This is a genomic window from Chryseobacterium sp. CS2K3, assembly GCF_059515185.1.
Genome location: NZ_JCAKRW010000005.1, coordinates 215,180 through 236,407 on the forward strand (window position 1 = coordinate 215,180; position 21,228 = coordinate 236,407).

Consider the following 21,228-nt stretch of genomic DNA (forward strand, 5'->3'; position numbering starts at 1 on the left):
TTCTTTGTATCCAATGAGTTGTTGTGTTGTATATGATTAGATTCTACTTTTGTTAAAAAAACAAAATGAGAAAATATCTATTATGTATGGCAGCATTTGTATTTGCTGCAAGTATGTATGGACAGGATCGAGGATGCGGAACCTATGAGAAATTAGAACAATTTTATAAAAGAAACCCCGAAGCTAAATTAATTGCAAAGGATCTTAATCGTTTTTTAACTCAGAAAAGATCAAGCTCCGCTTCAGGAAGAAAGGTTGTTACGATTCCTGTGGTTATACATGTTTTGTACAAAGATGCAACACAGAATATTTCTGATGCTCAGATACAATCTCAGCTGGCAGTGCTCAATAAGGATTTCAGAAAAACAAACACTGACTTTAGCACAGTGGTTCCCCCTGCATTTCAGGGAGTAGCTTCTGACATGGAAATAGCATTTTGTCTTGCTACTAAAGATCCTTCGGGTAATGCTACGTCCGGTGTGGTCAGAAAGGCTATAGATTCTTCCTTTAATTTTGATACGGATTATTATAAAGGAAATATTGGCGGAGATAATGCGTGGGATACTACAAAATATCTTAATATTTGGGTCGGAGCATTTACGAATCAAGGGTTATTGGGCTGGGCATATCCTCCTGAATCTGCGGGGTATCCTGATGACGGTTTGTGTATTACTTATCATGCATTTGGTACAACAGGAACTGTACAGGCACCTTATAATAAAGGAAGAACAGCAACGCATGAAATAGGACATTATTTTGGGCTTAATCATATTTGGGGACAGAGTAATGACGATACGGTATGCGGAACTCCGATGAATGATGACGGATGTCCGGATACACCGGCAACCAAGAAAGCCTATTTTGGCACTCCATCTTTTCCTAATAATAACCCAAATTATATCTGTACACCTTCTGCAGTGGGAGCTATGTTCATGAATTTTATGGATTATGTAAATGATGCTGCCATGGCTATGTTTACCAATGATCAGAAAACAATTGCTCAAAATACACTGGAAGGACCAAGAGCAAGTCTGTTGAATTCCAATTCCTGTGCTTTTTTATCTGTAAATGAGGCGGAAAAAGCAAATTCAATTAATGTTTTTCCTAATCCTACTACTCTCTATATTTCAATAGCATCACCGCTTACTGCTATCAATGAGGTAGAAATTTTCAATGCGGAAGGTAGATTAGTGAAAAAAGCTGCCATTAAAAATGAAACGGATAGAATTGATGTAAAAGATTTTGCCAACGGAGTCTATTTTATAAGGGCTTATAATGGTAAAGACTTTGTCAAATCTATGAAGTTTATTAAAAAATAATGAAAATATTTCCAGATTAATATATATGAAACCCCTATTATAACGGGGTTTTATTTTTGTTGTGTCATTTTGTCACTATTTTTTGAATGGTACAGATATTGTGAAATAGTGAGTGTAAATTAAATATAAAAATTAGAAAAAAATAAAAATATTATGAGTAAAATAATTGGAATTGACTTAGGAACAACCAACTCTTGTGTTGCTGTAATGGAGGGTAAAGACCCTGTTGTTATTCCTAACGCAGAAGGTAAAAGAACAACTCCTTCTATTGTAGCATTTACAGAAGACGGAGAAAGAAAAGTAGGTGATCCTGCAAAAAGACAGGCTGTAACTAACCCAACTAAAACTGTTTACTCTATCAAAAGATTCATAGGGACACACTTTAAAGAAGATGCAAAGGAGATCTCAAGAGTACCTTATAAAGTGGTATCAGGACCGAATGATACAGTAAAAGTAAAGATTGACGATAGAGAATATACTCCACAGGAAATTTCTGCAATGACTCTTCAGAAAATGAAGAAAACTGCTGAAGATTACCTTGGACAAGAAGTAACAAGAGCGGTAATTACTGTTCCTGCATACTTCAACGATGCGCAAAGACAAGCTACTAAAGAAGCTGGTGAAATTGCAGGTCTTAAAGTAGAAAGAATTATCAACGAGCCTACAGCTGCAGCGTTAGCTTATGGTCTTGATAAAAACCACAAAGATCAGAAAATTGCAGTATATGACCTTGGTGGTGGTACTTTCGATATCTCTATCCTTGATTTAGGTGATGGTGTATTCGAAGTATTATCTACAAACGGTGATACACACTTAGGAGGTGATGATTTTGATGATGTGATCATCAACTGGATGGCTGACGAATTCAAAGCTGAAGAAGGTGTAGATTTAAAATCAGACGCAATCGCTCTTCAAAGATTGAAAGAAGCTGCTGAAAAAGCAAAAATTGAGTTATCTTCTTCTCCACAGACTGAGATTAACTTACCATATATTACAGCTACAGCTACAGGTCCTAAACACTTAGTGAAGACTTTAACTAAAGCTAAATTCGAGCAATTATCTGCAGATCTTGTAAGAAGATCTATGGAGCCGGTTGCTAAAGCATTAAAAGATGCTGGTTTATCAACTTCTGATATCGATGAGGTAATCTTGGTAGGAGGTTCTACAAGAATCCCAATTATCCAGGAAGAAGTAGAAAAATTCTTCGGTAAAAAACCATCTAAAGGAGTTAACCCGGATGAGGTTGTAGCAATTGGTGCAGCTATTCAGGGAGGTGTATTAACAGGAGACGTAAAAGACGTATTACTTCTTGACGTTACACCACTTTCTTTAGGTATCGAAACTATGGGTTCTGTATTCACTAAATTAATTGAAGCGAACACTACGATCCCAACTAAGAAATCTGAAGTATTCTCTACAGCTTCTGACAACCAGCCAGCGGTAAGCATCAGAGTAGGACAGGGTGAAAGACCAATGTTCAACGATAATAAAGAAATCGGTAGATTCGACCTTACAGATATTCCACCAGCGCCAAGAGGAGTTCCTCAAATCGAAGTAACTTTCGATATCGACGCGAATGGTATTCTAAGTGTATCTGCTAAAGATAAAGGAACTGGTAAAGAGCAGTCTATCAAAATCCAGGCATCTTCAGGTCTTTCTGACGAAGAAATCGAAAGAATGAAGAAAGAAGCTCAGGAAAACTCTGCAGCGGATGCTAAGAGAAAAGAAGAAGTTGAAATCTTCAACAAAGCTGACGGATTGATCTTCCAGACTGAAAAGCAATTGAAAGAATTCGGTGAAAAACTTTCTGCTGACAAAAAAGCAGCAATCGAAGCAGCTCACGGAGAATTAAAAACAGCTTTCGAAGCTAAAAATGCTGATGACGTAAAAGCTAAAACTGAAGCGTTAGATGCAGCATGGATGGCAGCTTCTGAAGAATTATATGCAGCTGGTCAACAGCCAGGTGCTGATGCTGGTGCTCAAAACCCTGGTGGAAACAACGCTGGAGGTGAAGATGTACAGGATGCAGACTTCGAGGAAGTAAAATAATAAATGTAGAAAACACTAACATTTAATTATAAAATAAACCGGTGGTAATTTTGGTTACCATCGGTTTTGTTTTTTGATGTAGAACCTTAATCAGATATTGAAAGAAATAATAAATTTTTACAAGTATTATACTTCTTTGGTTTGTAAATTTGAAAGTATTCATCCAAAAATTAAAAACAAATAATCATTAAAAAAACATATGAAAAAAATTATAGGTATGCTATGTCTGACAGTAGTTTTGACAGCTTGCAATAAGTCAGAAAGTAAAGGATATAAAGATGGTGGACTAAAAGAAGAAAAGCAGCTTTCTAAGGAACAAAAATTACATTCAGAAGAAGTAAAATCATCAGAAGGCAGAATTTCAAAAGACGAAGCAGTAAAACTTGCTATGAAGCAGTTTGATGCTTATTTACCCAATATTCTTAAAACGTATGACGGAGTGATTGATCTTCAGGTTCCTAATACAGGAGATTTTACAGGTGACGGAATAGAAGATGTGGCAATTTACTGGAATATTGCCCCTGAAGGTGGAAATGCAATCATAGGACAGGGATTATCATTGTACAAGAATGATGGGAAAACAGTGAAAGTTATTGCAGGATACGAACCGGATTATCTTTTTGCTTTTGATACTATTAAAAATGGTAAAATCATTGTAGAAAAACTGGAATATACTGAAGAAGACGGCAGATGTTGTCCATCGATAAAAACGAAACATGCTTTAACGATCAAAGGCAATAAAGCTTATTAACAAAGTTTCAAAAAATAAATTAAAGACATCTTAAAAATTGAAAGAAAGTGTTCAACGCTTCATCAGTTTTTAAGGTGTCATTTTCTCTTTTAGAATATCGTTTCCCCAGTCATTGATATTATCCAATAAAGGAATAAATGATATCCCCAGCCCAGACAAGCTGTAAACTACCTTTACCGGAGGCTTAGTTCCGAAAACAGTTCGGGTGATAAGATGATCTTTTTCCAATTGTCTTAGTTGAAGGCTTAATGTTGTCTCCGTAATAAAAGAAAGCTCTTTTTTCAATTCTCCAAAGCGTTTATCACCATTTTTTAAATGGCAGAGAATTACTGCTTTCCATCTTCCTCCAATGAGATCCATGACAAAACTTACTGCACACGGATAAGATTTTTCCCCAACATTGATATATGAAGTTTCACATTTTTTTTCCATCTTTTTTATAGTATCTAAATTGATAGTTATTTTATACTAATGCCGCAGCACCTATTTTTACACAATAATAGACATAAAACAATAAATAAAACAATGTATCAATTAGCCCAGATCAATGTAGCCCGAATGGTTGGAGTAAATATTGAAGATCCTGTAATGAAAGAATTTGCAGATCATCTTGATGTTGTAAATAAATTAGCCGAAGAAAGTGATGGATTTATTTGGAGATTAAAGGATGAAGAAGAGAATGCAACAAGTTTTAATCCGCTGAATGATGAGCAGGTTATCATCAATCTTTCGGTTTGGAAAAATAAAGAAACATTAGAGTATTTTACCTATAAAACATTTCACGTTGATTTTGTACGCCGAAGGAAAGAATGGTTTCAAAAATATGGGAAAGCTTATTACGTACTTTGGTGGGTAAAAGACAATGAATTTCCAGGCATAGAAGAAGCATTGGAACGTTTGGAACATCTTCAAAAAAACGGACCTTCAGAATATGCTTTTAATTTTCAGACAGCTTTTCAGAAACCGGAAATGTAGAGCCGAAAAGCTAATGAAATATTTATTGTATCTTTTTACCCACCAACGTATATTTTAATAGGATGTATGGTTTTACCCTGAATATTGGAAATTCGGAAAACTTCGGGAAAGTGTTGAAATATTTACTGAATAATAAAAACAAATTCAAACTGGTATTTGATAACGGAAAAGACAATGAAGAAAGAGCCAGAGTTTTTATAAATGAAGCTAATAAAACAACTTATCTTGTATTGTCCAGATCAAATAAAGGTCAAAAAATAGGTTATGTAGAAGGAATCAATAGCCAGGAAATACTTTGCTGACTTCAAGACTTGGAGGAGCATTTGGCTATTATAAAGACTATCTGGACTATCGCACGCACAAATCTGCTGGCTTTAGTTACCTGGATTTCCTTAAAGAAACAGATAATGCCATTTATAAAGAAAATAATAATTTACATTAGAAAATAAAGCAGCCCGTCTGCATTGATCGGGCTTGATGTTTAGACGCTCCCTTATCACTCATATCCGGTGTTGATGAGGCCAAGGCTTACCTTTTCCTGTTTCACAAAGTAATTTTAAGCTTCTCAGGAACTGTCCCCAGGTATAATTGCATTCGGCAAACATTGCAGAATAGGAACTCCAGCCTTCATGATGAAACATCAATAATGTACCGCTATCATACACCAATTGTTCAATTTGTCCTTCGATTTCAGGATGCATTTTCCGTAAAACGTCTTTGTTTCCTGATATAAGCCGGAAAGTAATAGTGGTTCCCATCCATTCATTTGCTCCTGCAATACAATGCCATTGTACTTCCTCAAAAGGGGTAAGCTTAATGATTTTCATCTCTTTAAAATACTCAGGACCAAAAGAGAATCTGGCAATACTCCCAAGTTCTGAGCTGGTTTTAGTATGGGGAGTCCACCACGCAGATAATCCGGATTGACTGCTGAGTGCATCAAAAACCTTTTCTTTTGAGGAACCAATGAGGATAAAGTGATGAATATTGGGCATAATATATGATTATTAGTGAGTGTGTTCTCATCATACGATGGGTATTAAAAATACAAAATAAAAATACAACAGTGAAAAATAAAAAATCGTTTCCTAATTTGTTATAATAAAAGTTAATATTCAACTTAGCAGTACTTTAGTACATGGTTTTTTGTATTTTCGTTTTCATAAAATATCTCCGGTTGCAAGAATTGAAAATGTTGTAGGTGTTTATTTTTTATCAGAATTCCGGTTTTTATGCAATGAATCAAAACTAAACTATGAAGAATTTTTCAATTTTATTACTCGCGATCTCTCTTTATTCCTGTAAAGAAGACAAAAAAGAAGTCAAAGAAGAACCCAAATCCATCAGTGAAACCATTGATCATAAAATTCAGCCCGATTCAATAAATCTGAATATTACTCAGCCTAAAGAGGTAAAAAATGAAATAGAGGATGATGACGGACAAGATGAGGTAATGCTGGAAAAGGATATATTATTTAATGGGAAATTAAAAAGAATTTTTGAGCTGAAAGATTTTGAAAAAGTATTTGGAAAAGCAGACAGTACTAAATTGATGTCAGAACTACAGCCTTGTACTTACATCTTTGAAGATATCGGTGATGGAAAGAATGATAAATACTTATATAAAAATGAATCATGCTTCGAAAATACCGAACAGAAAGTAGGAGTAAATGAATTCTGGTTTCTTCATGGAAATTATATTTTGTACAAAGGAATAAAGATAGATGAAAAGTCTACCATCGATGATATTAAAAAGATATTTCCCAATTCTGTAAAAAATATTTCCGAACTGGATTCTCCCGGACGAGGAAAAGTACAGGTAATCAGACTTAGGGAAGATAAGGAGAATATTTCCGATGGGCACATCAATATCTACTTCAAAAACAGCAGAGTGCAATCTATTCACTGGTGGTTTCCCTGCTAATTGAAAATATAGAATCACAAAAAATATTAAAATGAAATTAACACAATACCTGTCAATACTTTTTGTATTGGGATTACAACTCGTTTGTTACGGGCAAAAAACAGGCGAGGACCAAAAGGAATTACAAGCTAAAGCTGAGACGTTTACCCAGCAAATTATCAATCTGATCACAGAAAAAAATTATAAAGCACTGGAGTCATTGACTACCCAAAAAGTCTATTGCAACCTTTGTTTTGAAACACAACCTGAGAAAATTTCTTTTGTAAATAAGAAGATTTTTTACAGCAAATATGCTAATACTATTTTCAATAAAGAGCTTCTAGAAAGGCTTAAACGTAATGAAACAAAATTCTCTCCAGACGGCTCTGATCCTGCATTTGGAGATAGAGATTACATTATTCTATACACGATTAATCGTCCCAACGAATTCGGTGATGGACATGAAGGAGCACAATTTGTTTTCTGGCTGAAAGATGAAAAAGGATCATTCAGGTTATCAGGTGTAGAAACCATCCCTTAAGAACGATCTGAATATTGGGTATTCAGATATCTTAATTGAAATTATCTCTATGCGGAAGCACAAAATATAAAACCATAAAAAAAATCAAAAGCAATATGTTCATTACATATTGTTTTTTTTGTTTTCTGTAGATCAGGTAAAGGGTTTCAATGCCTATTAATCCTCCTAACAAGAAAAAAAGATCAAGGGGTATCATATCAATATTATAGGTCTGGCGTTTATATCCGGCTTCTGCAAACATGGCAAACCACACAAAATAAGGAATCGCAAGACTGAAAAATCTTATCAAAAAGTGTTTATAGGTTTTGCCTGAATAAGTGATTGACATGGTTGTTTTTTAATAGTTGTTATTTAATATTATAAGAACATCAATAAAAAGATAATTAAAAGGTAAAGCTTGATGAAATTGGGAAATATATTTTTTTCAGGATAGAGATAAGCAGCTAATGTATTAAATATAAGAATCAGAAAATAAAAGGATAACGTGATGAAGTGGATCAATACTCCGGGTTTTATAATAGAGTAATACACATCAATGAGTTTATTTTTTTGATTGATAGCAAAATAAAAAACAGATGTCTTATGTTGAATTAATGAAATATCATCGGTTTTTATCATTAGCGAAATAGCATTGTCACCAGCTTTAGGAACGGTTTTTAAAAAGCTCAAAGTGCCGTTACCTTTATTGTAAAAGCTGCAAGGATATTCTTTTAAAGTAAAAGTATAATAAGGTATTCTTGTAGAAGATGGATGTACCTCTTTTATTGTTCCCTGTATTTCTTTCAGAGAAGATGCCGTTATGATCATTCGTACAGGAATATATAAAATCCCTACTATTGATACTATAATTAATAGACGTGTAAACATGCTTAGAAACTAATTATTTTTTCCTGTTTAAAACCCTGTAAATGATAAGCGGACATATCATCATCAATATTATACATAAATAGCTTACCCTTAAGTTCCTTCCATTATCTCCGAAAAAATAAATGATAAGTGCTAAAACAATCACAGGTGAAAAGATGAGAAATTTGTGTACGTAAAATTGATTTTCATTTCTGAAATTCTCCTCCATAGCTTCTTCTTTCTTCAATAAATGAGGGAAATGATCTTTAATATAAGAATAAATCAATTCTAAATCTGCAGAGGTAAGTTCCTTGGGACGAATTAATACCTGATCGATTGCAATGATAAGATAACGTTTGTGAAACTGTACCGCTTTGATCTGCTGAAAAGAATACTTTTTAAGATAATTTCTTGGATTAAGCGCATAGTCTTTATATTCTGAATTTTCTTTAGTGGCAACACACCGGAGTTGTTTGTGGTCAAGATAGAAAATCTGAAAATCCTTCTTATTTTTATAGGAGCGATAATATGGTTTTACAAGAAATATAAACGGAAGAAACAGGAGTGTCATAAACAATCCAAAGATATCGATCTCCAATTCCTGGTGTAAATAGCATGCTGCAATAATAAAAAGCCCTCCGATTATAAAAACTAAGACTTTATTGATCTTATTCCATGAAAAATAAATGGTAATAATGATGAAGACTGCAAAAAGCCAACTTTGCCAGTTAAAAAAAACACCTAAAATTCCCAATAAAGAAAAGAGAGAAAAGAATACGATTGCCATTGCATCATTATTTTTGCCAAAATCTTTTTTAGTAATACTTATAAAATCAGGAATTTTTGATGTCATTCCGTTTGTCGTTATTAATTTTTATAAAGCTTGCGATTCAGGAGATTGAGAAGTTCATCTTTTTTTTATATTCAGAACATCTGTATCAATCCATAATACTTCAGGCTTAGACGAAAAAATACGTCCTATAATCTGAAAAAAATGATTCTTTTCTTCGTTCCTGTACTTTTCCGGCTCTTTAGGATTAATGAGAATATTATTATTCCTGTAAAAGCCTGTCTGAAAACTTGTAATATCACCCCATCTTAAATATACAGACTGTGGTGAAGTATTATTTGTAATTCCGTGATCATTTATTTCCAGAGCTGATATTCCTTTTTTAGCTTTTGTTAATTGTTGATATTTAGTATAAATGACATGTGCTATTACTGCAATCCAGAAAACAGAGATCAGCTGTACGATTACATTCAGATGAAACAATATATATACTGAAGCAACCAATCCCAGGATGCTAAGATATAATGAGAAAAGAATATTGTTTTTTTTGAATTTAATATTAATCATATCGTATTCGTAAATTTTTTTCAATACAAACATTATATTTTAGCACCGGCAGCTTCAATAGAATTAGTACACTGCCGGATACTGATTTATTTTAAAAGCTTAATAAGTTCAGCATTCTTGTTAGCTTTGGCAAGTTGCATAGCTGTTTTTCCGGAAACAATTCCATTATCTGTTTCTATTGAAATGGTAGACTTTTTATCAGCTCCCTGAGATAAAAGGTATTTTGCAAGCTCAGTATAATTTTTTTCCACAGCGTAGAGTAAGGCATTATATCCGTCATAATCAAAATAATCCATTGGAGAATCCTTTCCTTTCAACGGAAGCTTTTTGATAAATTCAAGGTCGTTGCTTTTTACCGCTAATAGCAGGAATCTTCCCGTGTATTCGTAATCTATTTTCTGAGGCTGATAGTTCAGATAAACTTCTTTAGCGATGTCAAGGTTTTCATAAAAAACAGCTTTACTCAGAGCATTTTTGGCATACAGTCCTTTTTTCAGAAGATAGCGGGTAATTTCAGGGCTTCCGTATTCAATGGCGGTATCAACTAATGTTGTATCTGCTGTTAGATTAGCTCCTTTGCTTACCATATATTCTACCATTGGCAAATTCTTTTTCCAGATGGCTGCTTTTACAGGTAATATCTGTTCCGGAATGACTGCTTTGATAGGGTATCCCTGTTGTTCAACCAATTTTTTTACCAGTGGAAAATTATTATCTCTGACAGCATCATAGAAAGCATCGATCTGTTGTTTGGTTTGTGCCCCTAACATTGAAGACAAAACTATAATGATTGATATTCCAATCTTCTTCATTCTTAAAATGATTTTAATAGTGTATAAAAATAATTAAATTCTGTTTTAGCCTTAAATAAGTTCATTTTTCCATTCCAATGCTAATGTTTCTACATAATCCACAAAATTGATGATGTCGTGAAATCTGTAAAAAGTATATTCCGGCTGGTCTTTCACAAGATGTACATTAGTAAAGGCATGATCGTGAGCAAAAAGAAAAACTTCCTTTGTTTTTGGATCATATACGGTAGGATCGCCATTCGCCTCTACAACGAAACTGATAAAATCTTTATAATCCAACAGAGGTTTATCTTCCTCCCTGCACAACTCCTCATAATAGTCGTTCCAATCATTGATTCCAGCTGTACATGCTGAACCTACAAACATAAATTCCTGATTATTTGAAAAACTGGGATCAGGCTGATTAAAAGATTCCTGAATTCCGCCAATCTCTTCCAATAATAGCTTGTGTTCTTCAATTAAAGGAAGGGTAGAGGTAATATCATTCTCTATTTTGTTTAGCCATCCCATATTTTGATTTTCTTTATTTGTCCAGGAAAAAAGGTGATAAGGCTGTTGTTCAATTTTTATATTCAGTACTCTTGCCTGTTTAATCAGCGCTGTAAGAATTGGAAATGTATCGATAAACTTCTCGGACAGTTCAATTTCTGTTTCGGTAACGTCCGATATTGTAGAAGGATGGAATAGCCACGACAGGTGCTCTGTGAAGGCTTCAAGATCTTTATTCATAATGTCATTTGATGCTCAAAGATACATTTTTTATAACCTGCTCTTATGTATTTTCGAAATAATCCCTGAATTCGGGGATTTCTTACAGAAAGAGGTATTGAAACTCTTCAATACCTCTTTTATTTTCTTTTACAATAGAATGTTACCGTGTTTTATAATAATATTCAACATTGCTCCACAGAACAGTATCTTCCTTTTCTGTCATTTCTGATGGTGAGGTAAAAACAATTCCGAAAATATTTTGATACTCACTCGTTCCGAAAAATGTATTTTGGGAAATCACTAAGCCTCCATTATTTCTTGGCGCTCTTTTTATGTATCTGAAAGTTCTTTTTAGCGTAAACATTGAAGTGTTTTTATTAAAATCTCCCAAATAATTGGGTTTATTATCAACGTCTGTGATCAGAACAGAATCATTAACGATTTTAATATGATAAGTTACATCAGCAGAAGTTCCTGAAATCAATTGAATAGAATTATTTTTCAGATCAAGGCGAATATTTTTCCATGCCGGTTCCTGATAAAGACTCCAGTGATTTTTAAGATAAGATTCATCAGGTGTTGTTTTCTGTCCTAAAGAACCCTTGTACAAAACTGTATTCTTAACAGTGTAATTATTAAATTCAAAATTTTTGATTTCCTGATCAATAGGTCTTGGATCATCAATCATATTGTCATTATTTCCGCATGAGATTACAGATAATGACATTACAACAGCATAAAAAGAGTATTTCATTAGTTTTTTTTGCAAAATTAGTTTTTTATAGGAAAAAAGAAAGGCAAAGAAGTGAATTAATGTATTTTTATTCACATTCTCTGCCTTTTAAAGTTATTTACCAAAATACATCTGGTCTTGCTTTTGCTGTTCATTATAAATGATCTGGAAACTTACCGGCATGTATTGATAAAGAAGTTTCCAATGAGCGATCTTAGCATGTTTTTTAAAGCTTTCGAAAGATCTTACGAAGATGTTTTCAATCATCGTTCTTACATAAGAATTTCCATTTCTGTAAAGTCCGTCCATCAGTTTGATATGATGGGCAATAATGTTGATCTTTGATTCCTGCAACAGTCCTTTCAGATAATTAACTGTCGCTTGCATAATTCCTGCAAAGTTGTCCTGTACAGACAGCTGTGTAATTTCATTGCGAAGTGGCGGATAGAAAAATTTTAAGTATTCAACAGCTATTTTTTGATTAATAGTTTGCATTTGTACTTTCATCATAATTAAGAATTTTTCAAACACTTTTTATTGTAGCGAAATGTATACCAAAATTTACAGACATGCTGCCAAAATAAATACTCCTACAATCACCGCAATGTGAGTGAGTAATATCTCTGAATTATGCCTGTTAGTCGTTGTTTTCCAGGTTTTCCAATCAGAAATTCTTCTTATTTTATTTTTCATAATCTATTGAATGTGAGTTATTTTTGATTTTGTTTAATTTAAACACTTTGTAATGAAACCGTTGAAAAATGTAATGAAACCTTTATATGCCGTGACTGTAAATTTGTCTTGAATAGCTGCTTTTCAAATCAGAAGAAATGTGACTAAAGATCATTATCCGGTAATCTTTACTGCAAAACGCTGTAAAATTGTCCAGAGAGTAGACAAAAGTATTTTCAATGGCGTTTTTTAATGTCATATCGCCGTCTTTGTATATTTTGTCCATCTTTTGTAAACTTCTGAATAACAGATTTCTGTCATTTTGACGGATCATATTTTTAATGCGTTCCGTAAACGTGCGGATCACACGGTATGGGCTTGGGTTTTTAGTTTCGTTCAGCTCTTTTTCAAAATCAGGAACCAGCTCTGTGATTTCCTGTACTGCTTGTAAATAATTCATAGTATCTATTTTTAAATGTGGTTTTGTTCCAATAGCTTCATCAGGGCACCAAAGATGAAAATGGTTAAAAATGCTATAAACAGCATATGATAGGGCTTCAGCCATTTAGGCGTTTTCGGTCCTCTGCTTTTTAATCTTCTTAATTTGTCTATTCTGTTCAATGTTTTTAAATCCATGTTTTTATGTTTTGAAAGACATGATGCCAATGGTATACCTTTGAGAATTGGTTTTAAATAATATATTGATTATTAATATTTTAATGGTTTTGTCTTCGTGTTTTGAATTAAAAAAGCATCTCAAAATGATAAGGATTTTATCAAATTGGAAGAAGCTGATTTTTTACTGATATAATTGTTTTGGTTAACCGCAAAAGTTACAAAAGGGTTATTCTAAAAACACTTTAGTTCACTTTAGGAAGTTTAAAATTATGCAGAAGATAAGTTCACTAAAGATGAAAATCTAAGATTTTCAAACTTAAGTACTTATTATGCGCGAAGCTTTTTACTTATAATAACTTAAGTGTTTATTAAATTGGAAGAAGCTGATTTTTTTACTGATATAATTGTTTTGGTTAACCACAAAAGTCACAAAAGGGTTATTCTAAAAACACTTTAGTTCACTTTAGAGAGTTTAAAATTATGCAGAAGATAAGTTCACTAAAGATGAAAATCTAAGGTTTTCAAACTTAAGTATACTTATTATGTGCGAAGCTTTTTACTTATAATAACTTAAGTGTTTATAAAATTGGAAGAAGCTGATTTTTTTACTGATATAATTGTTTTGGTTAACCACAAAAGTAACAAGAGGGTTATTCTAAAAACACTTTAGTTCACTTTAGAAAATTTAAAATTATGCAGAAGATAAGTTCACTAAAGATGAGAGTCTTAGATTTTCAAACTTAAGTTATGCTTATTATGCGTGAAGCTTTTTACTTATAATAACTTAAGTGTTATAATCTTTTGTGTCTTTTGTGGTTTAAAAAATACAGTTTCATGTAAAGGATAGAATGAATATCTTTGCAGTCCAAATATTCAGAAGATGTTTTCAAAAATAATAGTACACAGAGTCGGAAATAAGATCAATGGAGATTCCTTAACGCTTTCTCAGGAAGAATTGAAGCTAGAGGAAGGAATGGCAGAGATGCTTGAGGATTACTTTTTAGGATCATTCAAATCAGAAGAAACTTTTCATTTTTACAGTGACACGTATCTGGTGAATAATCCGGTTTACAGCGCTGTATCTGAAATTTTTGAGGATAAGTCCAAGTTTATCTGGGAGTCTGAAAATATTGCAAAACACCTTTTCGAAGCGGCAGAAAATCCTAGAGTTCAGAGTGGAGAATTATTCATCGTTCTTTTTGAAGATGAAAGTGACCGCCCTGATAAAGTGGATAAGATCGGAATTTTTAAGACTGAAAAAAGGGAATCATTCCTGAAAATTAATCCTGCCGAAGAAACATTTGATATTGAAAAGGATCAGGGAATCGGTTTGTCGAAAATTGATAAAGCGGCTTTGATCTATAACAATAATAAAGATACAGGATATGTGCTTTCCGTGGTTGATAATAACAAAAACGGCGATATGTATTACTGGTTTGAAGATTTCTTAAAAGTAAAGCAGCGTGATGATGAGTATTTCCACACTCAGGAAGCATTAATGGTTTACAAGGATTATATTACCAAACAGCTTCCACAGGAATTCGAGGTGTCAAAAGCTGATCAGGCTGATTTCCTTAATAAGTCGATCAATTTCTTTAAGGAAAAAGAAGAGTTTAAATTGGATGAATTTGCCAACGAAGTATTGGGAGATGAGCATGTGATTGAAAGCTTTGTGAACTTTAAAACCGATTACGAGCAGGATATGCAGGTGAATATTGCAGAAGAATTCCCAATCAATGAAGCAGCGGTGAAAAAGACGCAAAGACATTTTAAAAGCATCATTAAGTTAGATAAAAACTTTCACATCTACATTCACGGAGACAGACAAAAACTGGAAATGGGTGAGGATGATAAAGGAAAATATTACAGACTTTACTTTGACAAAGAAGTATAATTAAGAAGAACTTTATAAAGTTGGATGCGAGAAGCAGGAGGCTGGAAGTTATGAAGACCATAAGAACTATTATTTATAAAAGTAATTTCCAGCTTCCCTCTTTAATCTTCCAGTTTTTAATAAATAATATTATCATAACTTTATTGCTGATTACAAAACAGCAGTTATGAAATTTATGATCATTTTCTGGGGAGCTTTTCTCCTTTTTTTCTGCGTACCGTTTCCGATTTTCATTTATATGATGGGTGGGGAACTCGCAACAGAACCGAGAAATTCATTAGCTGTAAGCTATGGGTATCTCGGTTTTTCTTTGCTGATATGGGGATATATTCTCCTATTCTTTATCAATACTCTGTTCATTAAAACTTTCAAACAGAAGAATACTATTCATTCGATTCTGAGAAACGGGATTCCCAGAGAAGCTAAAGTTATCCGCTATCAGCTCATCAAATATTTTCCGAAAACCAATATGAATGCTATTCAGATTGTTCTTTCGTTTCCGAACCTGAGAAATACAGTGATTGAGCATGAGATGATGTTTCATGATTCCAAGCCACAGGAAAAAAGATTTGATGTAGGAAAAGAAGTAAAGGTACTGCTGAATCCTACTATTTCTCAGGAACCTTATTTTATTTTGAGTGATCAGAAAGTGGGATTCAATACATCCGGAATCATAATAAGAATCGTATTTATAATACTGTTAATAGCTTACATTATCGGATTGTACTCTTATTTTTATATGAAGGAATCCTTTGACTATGGCTGGAGGTTTCTCACGTTTATGCATCCGATTATTTTTAGTGGTGTAATGACGATTATCTATGTATTGGTATTTCAACTTATTGTAGGGAAATTTTTTAAGAACAAAAAAGAAGAACGAATTCTGTTTGCAGGAAGAAGCGCTGAAGCAAATATTATCAGTGTAAGCCAAACCGGTCTTACCGTGAATGATCAGCCGGAATTGATGTTTCAGGTGAGTTTCCAGGATTATAGAGGTACCGAACATATTGCTGTTTATAAAAAGATAGTCAGCCTTTTAAACCTTTCTTCAGTCCCTAAGGCAGGAGCTATAGAAATAATGTATGACGAAAATGATCCGAAGAAAATAATGATTCCGAAGATATTTTAAGGAAAAGGCAGGAAAAACAAAAAGGTAAAAACTAAGTTTGATCATAACATATCAAAATAATTAATCAATCTTTAGAATTCAGATGTGAAAATTCTGTTTGAAATTAATTATTTAACATAAACAAAAAGATTAAAAAATATTTTTTAATAAATACTTTTTCATTTAAGTAATACCATAAAATCAATTCAATTTTTCACGAAAAAATCTTAAATAAAAAATGTTTTTTTATCAGGTAATCAACTGTTTAACATAATGAAAAACATTCCGTAGATATGAGTTAGTTGTATATATTTGAAACTTAATTAAAAAAATACATTTTGTGAAAAAATTAAAAAAATTAACTCGTGAAGACCTTAAAACTGTAAAAGGAGGAGCTAAACAAAGTTGGATTGCAGAATTTTGTGGTCAGACTGCTACTACAACTCAAGATTGGACTCCTGAACAAGCAAATCAGTGGCTTGCTAATCTTGAAGCAAATTACTGTAATTAATCTTTGTTTTATCTTAATTATTTGCACTTATAACTTTTACTATTAAGTTATAAGTGCTTTTTTTTTGCCATCAAAAATAATTCTATGCATTACAATAAAAAACTACTTCAATTATTAACCTTATTTTTTAGTGTTTTATTTTTTTCTCAATTGCATAAAAAAGATACTTTGTGGGGTGAGTTTACATATTTATTAAAAGGTAAATTAAATACTTTAACTCCTGATTATAAATATGAAGAATTTTTTTCATTACAAATAGGTGATAAACGTGCTTTTTTTGCTAGTATTCAATCACTGAAAAGAGATTCGGTATTCCAGGCACTTCCCATAAAAACTTTAGAAAATGGAGCAAAACTTTTAAGCTCAAAAGGGGTGTCTGTTCCAAAAACAAAATTTTCCTTTACTATAATACAATCAAATGAAAATATACAGTATTTTAACTTAGTTGGAATGTCAATACTCACCTATAAAGAACCCGTAATGGAAAATTGGAAGCTTGTTGATGAATCAAAAATAATCAATGCAATTAATTGTAAGAAAGCAGAAATTACTTTTAAAGGTCGGAAATGGATAGCATGGTATTCTCCTGAAATTCCATTTCCTTATGGTCCATATAAATTTAGTGGATTACCAGGGCTAATTATAAAAATAACGGATAATAAAGGTGATTATGATTTTGAGCTTATAAAATCTATACCTGGATTTAAATTAAAAGGTAAATTAATTAATATAAACGAAAATCGATATAATCAAGCTTTTGAAACAACCCGACCTAAATTTGAAAAAGCGTTAAAAGATGCTAATGCGAATTTAATTGGTGTACTTCAAAATTCTGACACCACTATTATACAAGGTCAAGAAATGATAAGGCAAAGACAAAAAGAAAAAGATGAAAATAAAAAATACGAAAACCCGATAGAACTAGAAGAAGATCATTAATTAGCTGATCTTTTTGGTATATTGATCAGATTGTAAACATTCGTTTGAAGTTAATATTTTAAAAAAATAGAAAGAGCAAACCTGCACTGGCAAATTCGCTCTTTCACATAGTATCATTTTTAGTGTTCTTCGTTTATTTACCTTTTTTATTGAAAAATAAGGCTCTGTTGTATTCGAAATTCATTCTGGCAATATTGAGGACAGAGATTCCTTGCGGACATTCTACTTCACATGCTTCTGTATTGGAACAGTGTCCGAAGAGCTCAGCATCCATTTGAGAAACCATATCCAGCACACGTTTGCTTCTTTCTTCTTTACCTTGTGGAAGCAATGCCATATGAGTGATTTTTGCTGAAGTAAACAATGCAGCACTTCCGTTTTTACAAGTTGCCACACAGGCTCCACATCCGATACATGCCGCAGAATCAAAAGCTTCCTCTGCAACCTGATGGGTAACGGGAATGGCTGTTGCATCAGGAGCCTGACCGGTATTCACTGATACAAAACCTCCGGAAGAAATAATTCTGTCAAAAGCGGAACGATCTACCTTTAAATCTTTTTTCACCGGAAAAGCGTCCGCGCGGAAAGGTTCTATTAAAATCGTTTCACCATCATTAAAAGATCTCAGGTGAAGTTGGCAGGTTGTTGTATTTTTTAGAGGACCGTGAGCAATTCCGTTGATCATCATTCCACATTGTCCGCAGATTCCCTCACGACAATCGTGATCAAATTCTACAGGTTCATCTCCTTCAGTGATGAGTTTTTCGTTTAACGTATCCAGCATTTCCAGGAAAGACATGTGGGGATTAAGCCCTTTCAGGTCATACCCAACAAGTTTTCCTTCACTCTGTTTGCTTTTCTGTCTCCATATCTTAAGGTGTAAATCCATAATTTCTGTTTTTTATTTGTAGCTTCTTACCGTTGGCTGTATTTCTTCAAAGATCAAAGGTTCCTTGATCAGTTCAGGCTCGCCATTTTCACCTGTCCATGCCCATGCAGAGATAAATTGATATTCAGCATCGTTTCTCATTGCTTCACCGTCCGGTGTCTGATATTCTTCGCGGAAGTGGGCTCCACAAGATTCATTTCTTGTTAATGCATCATAGCACATCAGTTCTCCGATCTCAAAATAATCGGCAACACGACCTGCTTTTTCCAGCTCAGAATTCATTTGATCTCCCTGTCCGGAAACTATGACGTCTTTGTAGAATTCCTGCTTTAGTTTTCTAATCTCCTGAATGGCATATTTCAGCCCTTCCTCATTTCGGGCAAGTCCGCAATAGTCATATAACAGTTTACCCAATGTCTTATGGAAATAATCAACAGTTTTAGTTCCTTTGATATCCATAAAATCCTGAATTTGTTTTTTAACAGCATTTTCTGCCTGCTCAAACTCTGGAGTATCCGGTGAAATTTTCCCGGTATGAATTTCATTAGCTAAATAATTGGCAATGGTATAAGGTGCAATAAAATATCCATCTACGGAAGCCTGTAAAAGAGAGTTGGCACCCAGTCTGTTTGCTCCGTGATCTGCAAAATTAGCTTCACCTAAAGCAAATAATCCAGGAACGGTAGTCATCAGTTCATAATCTACCCAAAGACCTCCCATGGAGAAGTGTGCTGAAGGGGAAATCATCATCGGTTCTGTATAGGCGTCATATCCGGTGATCTTAAGATACATATCAAATAAGTTTCCATATTTCTCTTTGATCTTATCCTTTCCTTGCTCTTTAATTGCTTTAGAAAAATCCAGATAGACAGCATTTTTCAAAGGACCGATTCCAAATCCTGCATCAATTCTTTCTTTTGCTGCACGGGATGAAATATCTCTCGGCGCTAAGTTTCCAAAAGCGGGATATCTTCTTTCCAGATAATAATCCCTTTCGTTTTCAGGAATATCATTCGGAGCTCTGTTTTCATCCTGTTTTGCAGGAACCCAGATCCTTCCGTCATTACGTAGTGATTCGGACATCAATGTTAATTTAGACTGATAATCTCCGGATTGGGGAAGGGAAGTAGGGTGCACCTGAATCCAGCTTGGGGAAGCCATCAATGCTCCTTTTTTATGGGCTCTCCAGATTGCAGAACCATTACACCCCATGGCTAGGGTAGACAGATAATAAATTTTTCCGTAACCTCCTGTTGCTAATATGACAGCATGAGCGGCATGTCTTTCAATTTCTCCTGTGTCTAAATTTCTTACGATAATTCCTCGCGCTTTGCCGTCAATAGTAACAAGATCAAGCATTTCATGTCTCGAAAACAATTGTACAGAACCTTTTCCAACCTGTCTCATTAAAGCCTGATAGGCACCAAGAAGTAACTGCTGACCTGTTTGTCCTCTGGCGTAGAACGTTCGGCTTACCTGCACCCCTCCGAAAGACCGGTTGTTAAGATAACCGCCATATTCTCGTCCGAAAGGAACACCTTGTGCTACAGACTGATCAATGAGGTTTAAAGAACATTCAGCCATTCGGTAAACATTGGCTTCGCGGGCTCTGAAATCTCCTCCTTTTAAAGTATCTACAAACATTCTGTAAACGCTGTCACCATCATTTTTATAATTTTTTGCAGCATTTACCCCTCCCTGTGCTGCCACAGAGTGTGCTCTTCTTGGGCTGTCCTGGAAACAGAAGGACTTCACATTATAACCCATTTCACCTAAAGAGGCTGCAATAGAACTTCCTGCCAGACCTGTTCCTACAACAATAACATCCAGTTTTTTTCGGTTGGCTGGATTAACGAGCTTAGCTTTCTTTTTATAATTGTCCCATTTGTGTTCCAATGGTCCCTGTGGTATTTTTGAATCTAAAATCATGATAGGTCTTTTTAATGATAGGTGAAGAATACATAAATAGGCATCAGTGCAAAGCCTAAACTGATAATGATGGAATATGCCGTTCCGATGATTTTGAACCATTTCACGAACTTAGGGTGATATAAGCCCAATGTTCTTACAGCACTGTATAGCCCATGAATCAAGTGATAGCATAAAGCAATCATGGAAAAAACATAAATGATCACATACCACCATTCTTTAAAGACATTCACTACAAGAATATATAAATCTTTGTTCCCGTTTTCATCCAATGGCGGGTTTCCAAACTTATAGATATACCAGAAATTTTGAAAATGAATCACCAGAAAGATAAGAACCAGTGTTCCGAGAATCCCCATATTTCGGGAAGCCCATTTGCTGGCTCTTCCACGTCTGTCATTCTGATAATCTCCACCGGACTTCTTATTTTTTAAAGTGATGATTAATCCGTCTACAGCATGCAGAATAATACTCGCATACAAAACGTATGAAACTATTTTGATAATGATATTTCCTGATAAAAAATGCGAGTACGCATTGAATTGCAGGTGTGCCTGCTCCTGTGGAAGAAAAAGCTGAAGATTTCCAAGGAAATGAATCAACAGGAAGAATCCCAAAAAGAGTCCTGTAAGGCACATCAGCATTTTTCTTGACAATGTTGATAACATAAA

Annotated in this window: 26 protein-coding genes; 11 read left to right on the forward strand and 15 right to left on the reverse strand. The window is 33.9% G+C overall.

Annotated features, from left to right (window positions below; genetic code table 11):
* The first annotated feature begins 65 nt into the window (after nucleotides 1-65).
* From AC5YGG_RS10530 to AC5YGG_RS10540, 3 genes are all read left to right on the forward strand, one after another.
* Nucleotides 66-1,319, forward strand: a complete 1,254-nt coding sequence (locus AC5YGG_RS10530; RefSeq protein WP_496144456.1) for a T9SS type A sorting domain-containing protein — start codon at nucleotides 66-68, stop codon at nucleotides 1,317-1,319.
* Between the two features lie 153 nt (nucleotides 1,320-1,472).
* Entirely contained in the window at nucleotides 1,473-3,368 is a 1,896-nt protein-coding gene (gene dnaK, locus AC5YGG_RS10535; RefSeq protein WP_496144457.1) for a molecular chaperone DnaK, read from the forward strand.
* Nucleotides 3,369-3,567: 199 nt separating this feature from the next.
* Complete coding sequence (locus AC5YGG_RS10540) at nucleotides 3,568-4,119, forward strand: hypothetical protein (protein WP_496144458.1); 552 nt, start codon at nucleotides 3,568-3,570, stop codon at nucleotides 4,117-4,119.
* 69 nt (nucleotides 4,120-4,188) lie between these two features.
* On the opposite strand, the gene AC5YGG_RS10545 is transcribed toward AC5YGG_RS10540, so the two are convergent.
* Nucleotides 4,189-4,551, reverse strand: coding sequence for a winged helix-turn-helix transcriptional regulator (locus AC5YGG_RS10545; protein ID WP_496144459.1), 363 nt, complete (start codon nucleotides 4,549-4,551; stop codon nucleotides 4,189-4,191).
* Between the two features lie 93 nt (nucleotides 4,552-4,644).
* Between AC5YGG_RS10545 and AC5YGG_RS10550 the strand changes: the two genes are divergently transcribed.
* Together AC5YGG_RS10550 and AC5YGG_RS10555 are read left to right on the forward strand one after the other, a co-directional pair.
* Complete coding sequence (locus AC5YGG_RS10550; RefSeq protein ID WP_496144460.1) at nucleotides 4,645-5,094, forward strand: DUF3291 domain-containing protein; 450 nt, start codon at nucleotides 4,645-4,647, stop codon at nucleotides 5,092-5,094.
* Between the two features lie 62 nt (nucleotides 5,095-5,156).
* A complete protein-coding gene (locus tag AC5YGG_RS10555) occupies nucleotides 5,157-5,396 on the forward strand; it encodes a hypothetical protein (protein WP_496144461.1) in 240 nt (79 codons plus the stop codon).
* Nucleotides 5,397-5,594: 198 nt separating this feature from the next.
* Here the strand turns inward: AC5YGG_RS10555 and AC5YGG_RS10560 are convergent, their stop codons facing one another.
* Nucleotides 5,595-6,089, reverse strand: coding sequence for an SRPBCC family protein (locus AC5YGG_RS10560; RefSeq protein ID WP_496144462.1), 495 nt, complete (start codon nucleotides 6,087-6,089; stop codon nucleotides 5,595-5,597).
* 260 nt (nucleotides 6,090-6,349) lie between these two features.
* On the opposite strand from AC5YGG_RS10560, the gene AC5YGG_RS10565 reads away from it, so the two are divergent.
* Complete coding sequence (locus AC5YGG_RS10565) at nucleotides 6,350-7,018, forward strand: hypothetical protein (protein ID WP_496144463.1); 669 nt, start codon at nucleotides 6,350-6,352, stop codon at nucleotides 7,016-7,018.
* 31 nt (nucleotides 7,019-7,049) lie between these two features.
* Nucleotides 7,050-7,538: a hypothetical protein gene (locus AC5YGG_RS10570; protein ID WP_496144464.1), complete on the forward strand. Its 489-nt coding sequence runs from the start codon at nucleotides 7,050-7,052 to the stop codon at nucleotides 7,536-7,538.
* Between the two features lie 31 nt (nucleotides 7,539-7,569).
* Here AC5YGG_RS10570 and AC5YGG_RS10575 read toward each other — a convergent pair whose 3' ends face one another.
* The 10 genes from AC5YGG_RS10575 to AC5YGG_RS10620 all read right to left on the reverse strand — a co-directional run bounded on the left by AC5YGG_RS10575 (nucleotide 7,570) and on the right by AC5YGG_RS10620 (nucleotide 13,305).
* Entirely contained in the window at nucleotides 7,570-7,866 is a 297-nt protein-coding gene (locus AC5YGG_RS10575) for a hypothetical protein (RefSeq protein WP_496144465.1), read from the reverse strand.
* Between the two features lie 29 nt (nucleotides 7,867-7,895).
* Nucleotides 7,896-8,345, reverse strand: coding sequence for a hypothetical protein (locus AC5YGG_RS10580; protein WP_496144466.1), 450 nt, complete (start codon nucleotides 8,343-8,345; stop codon nucleotides 7,896-7,898).
* Between the two features lie 73 nt (nucleotides 8,346-8,418).
* Nucleotides 8,419-9,237 carry a hypothetical protein gene (locus AC5YGG_RS10585; RefSeq protein WP_496144467.1) on the reverse strand — a complete coding sequence of 273 codons (819 nt, stop codon included), beginning with the start codon at nucleotides 9,235-9,237 and terminating at the stop codon, nucleotides 8,419-8,421.
* Between the two features lie 54 nt (nucleotides 9,238-9,291).
* The gene (locus AC5YGG_RS10590; RefSeq protein ID WP_496144468.1) at nucleotides 9,292-9,765 is read right to left on the reverse strand and encodes a hypothetical protein; all 474 of its coding nucleotides are present in this window, start codon (nucleotides 9,763-9,765) and stop codon (nucleotides 9,292-9,294) included.
* A 62-nt stretch (nucleotides 9,766-9,827) separates the two neighbouring features.
* On the reverse strand, nucleotides 9,828-10,553 hold the full coding sequence (locus AC5YGG_RS10595) for an ankyrin repeat domain-containing protein (protein ID WP_496144469.1): 726 nt from the start codon (nucleotides 10,551-10,553) through the stop codon (nucleotides 9,828-9,830).
* A gap of 51 nt (nucleotides 10,554-10,604) precedes the next feature.
* Nucleotides 10,605-11,282, reverse strand: a complete 678-nt coding sequence (locus AC5YGG_RS10600) for a hypothetical protein (RefSeq protein WP_496144470.1) — start codon at nucleotides 11,280-11,282, stop codon at nucleotides 10,605-10,607.
* A gap of 142 nt (nucleotides 11,283-11,424) precedes the next feature.
* Nucleotides 11,425-12,018 carry a hypothetical protein gene (locus AC5YGG_RS10605; protein ID WP_496144471.1) on the reverse strand — a complete coding sequence of 198 codons (594 nt, stop codon included), beginning with the start codon at nucleotides 12,016-12,018 and terminating at the stop codon, nucleotides 11,425-11,427.
* Nucleotides 12,019-12,111: 93 nt separating this feature from the next.
* Nucleotides 12,112-12,507 carry a DUF7674 family protein gene (locus AC5YGG_RS10610; protein ID WP_496144472.1) on the reverse strand — a complete coding sequence of 132 codons (396 nt, stop codon included), beginning with the start codon at nucleotides 12,505-12,507 and terminating at the stop codon, nucleotides 12,112-12,114.
* A gap of 265 nt (nucleotides 12,508-12,772) precedes the next feature.
* Nucleotides 12,773-13,129, reverse strand: a complete 357-nt coding sequence (locus AC5YGG_RS10615) for a DUF7674 family protein (protein ID WP_496144473.1) — start codon at nucleotides 13,127-13,129, stop codon at nucleotides 12,773-12,775.
* A gap of 11 nt (nucleotides 13,130-13,140) precedes the next feature.
* Nucleotides 13,141-13,305, reverse strand: a complete 165-nt coding sequence (locus AC5YGG_RS10620) for a hypothetical protein (protein ID WP_167370020.1) — start codon at nucleotides 13,303-13,305, stop codon at nucleotides 13,141-13,143.
* Between the two features lie 862 nt (nucleotides 13,306-14,167).
* Between AC5YGG_RS10620 and AC5YGG_RS10625 the strand changes: the two genes are divergently transcribed.
* From AC5YGG_RS10625 to AC5YGG_RS10640, 4 genes are all read left to right on the forward strand, one after another.
* Entirely contained in the window at nucleotides 14,168-15,181 is a 1,014-nt protein-coding gene (locus AC5YGG_RS10625; protein WP_496144474.1) for a nucleoid-associated protein, read from the forward strand.
* A gap of 166 nt (nucleotides 15,182-15,347) precedes the next feature.
* Entirely contained in the window at nucleotides 15,348-16,310 is a 963-nt protein-coding gene (locus tag AC5YGG_RS10630) for a hypothetical protein (protein ID WP_496144475.1), read from the forward strand.
* 319 nt (nucleotides 16,311-16,629) lie between these two features.
* Nucleotides 16,630-16,800 (forward strand): bacteriocin-like protein, encoded by a 171-nt coding sequence (locus tag AC5YGG_RS10635; protein WP_496144476.1) that lies wholly within the window; start codon nucleotides 16,630-16,632, stop codon nucleotides 16,798-16,800.
* A gap of 84 nt (nucleotides 16,801-16,884) precedes the next feature.
* On the forward strand, nucleotides 16,885-17,739 hold the full coding sequence (locus tag AC5YGG_RS10640) for a GLPGLI family protein (protein ID WP_496144477.1): 855 nt from the start codon (nucleotides 16,885-16,887) through the stop codon (nucleotides 17,737-17,739).
* Between the two features lie 133 nt (nucleotides 17,740-17,872).
* On the opposite strand, the gene AC5YGG_RS10645 is transcribed toward AC5YGG_RS10640, so the two are convergent.
* From AC5YGG_RS10645 to AC5YGG_RS10655, 3 genes are read right to left on the reverse strand one after another with little or no spacing between them, the layout of a single operon-like run.
* A complete protein-coding gene (locus AC5YGG_RS10645) occupies nucleotides 17,873-18,628 on the reverse strand; it encodes a succinate dehydrogenase/fumarate reductase iron-sulfur subunit (protein WP_496144478.1) in 756 nt (251 codons plus the stop codon).
* Between the two features lie 12 nt (nucleotides 18,629-18,640).
* Nucleotides 18,641-20,557 (reverse strand): fumarate reductase/succinate dehydrogenase flavoprotein subunit, encoded by a 1,917-nt coding sequence (locus tag AC5YGG_RS10650; protein WP_496144479.1) that lies wholly within the window; start codon nucleotides 20,555-20,557, stop codon nucleotides 18,641-18,643.
* Nucleotides 20,558-20,568: 11 nt separating this feature from the next.
* Nucleotides 20,569-21,225, reverse strand: coding sequence for a succinate dehydrogenase cytochrome b subunit (locus AC5YGG_RS10655; protein ID WP_496144480.1), 657 nt, complete (start codon nucleotides 21,223-21,225; stop codon nucleotides 20,569-20,571).
* Nucleotides 21,226-21,228 lie beyond the last annotated feature (3 nt).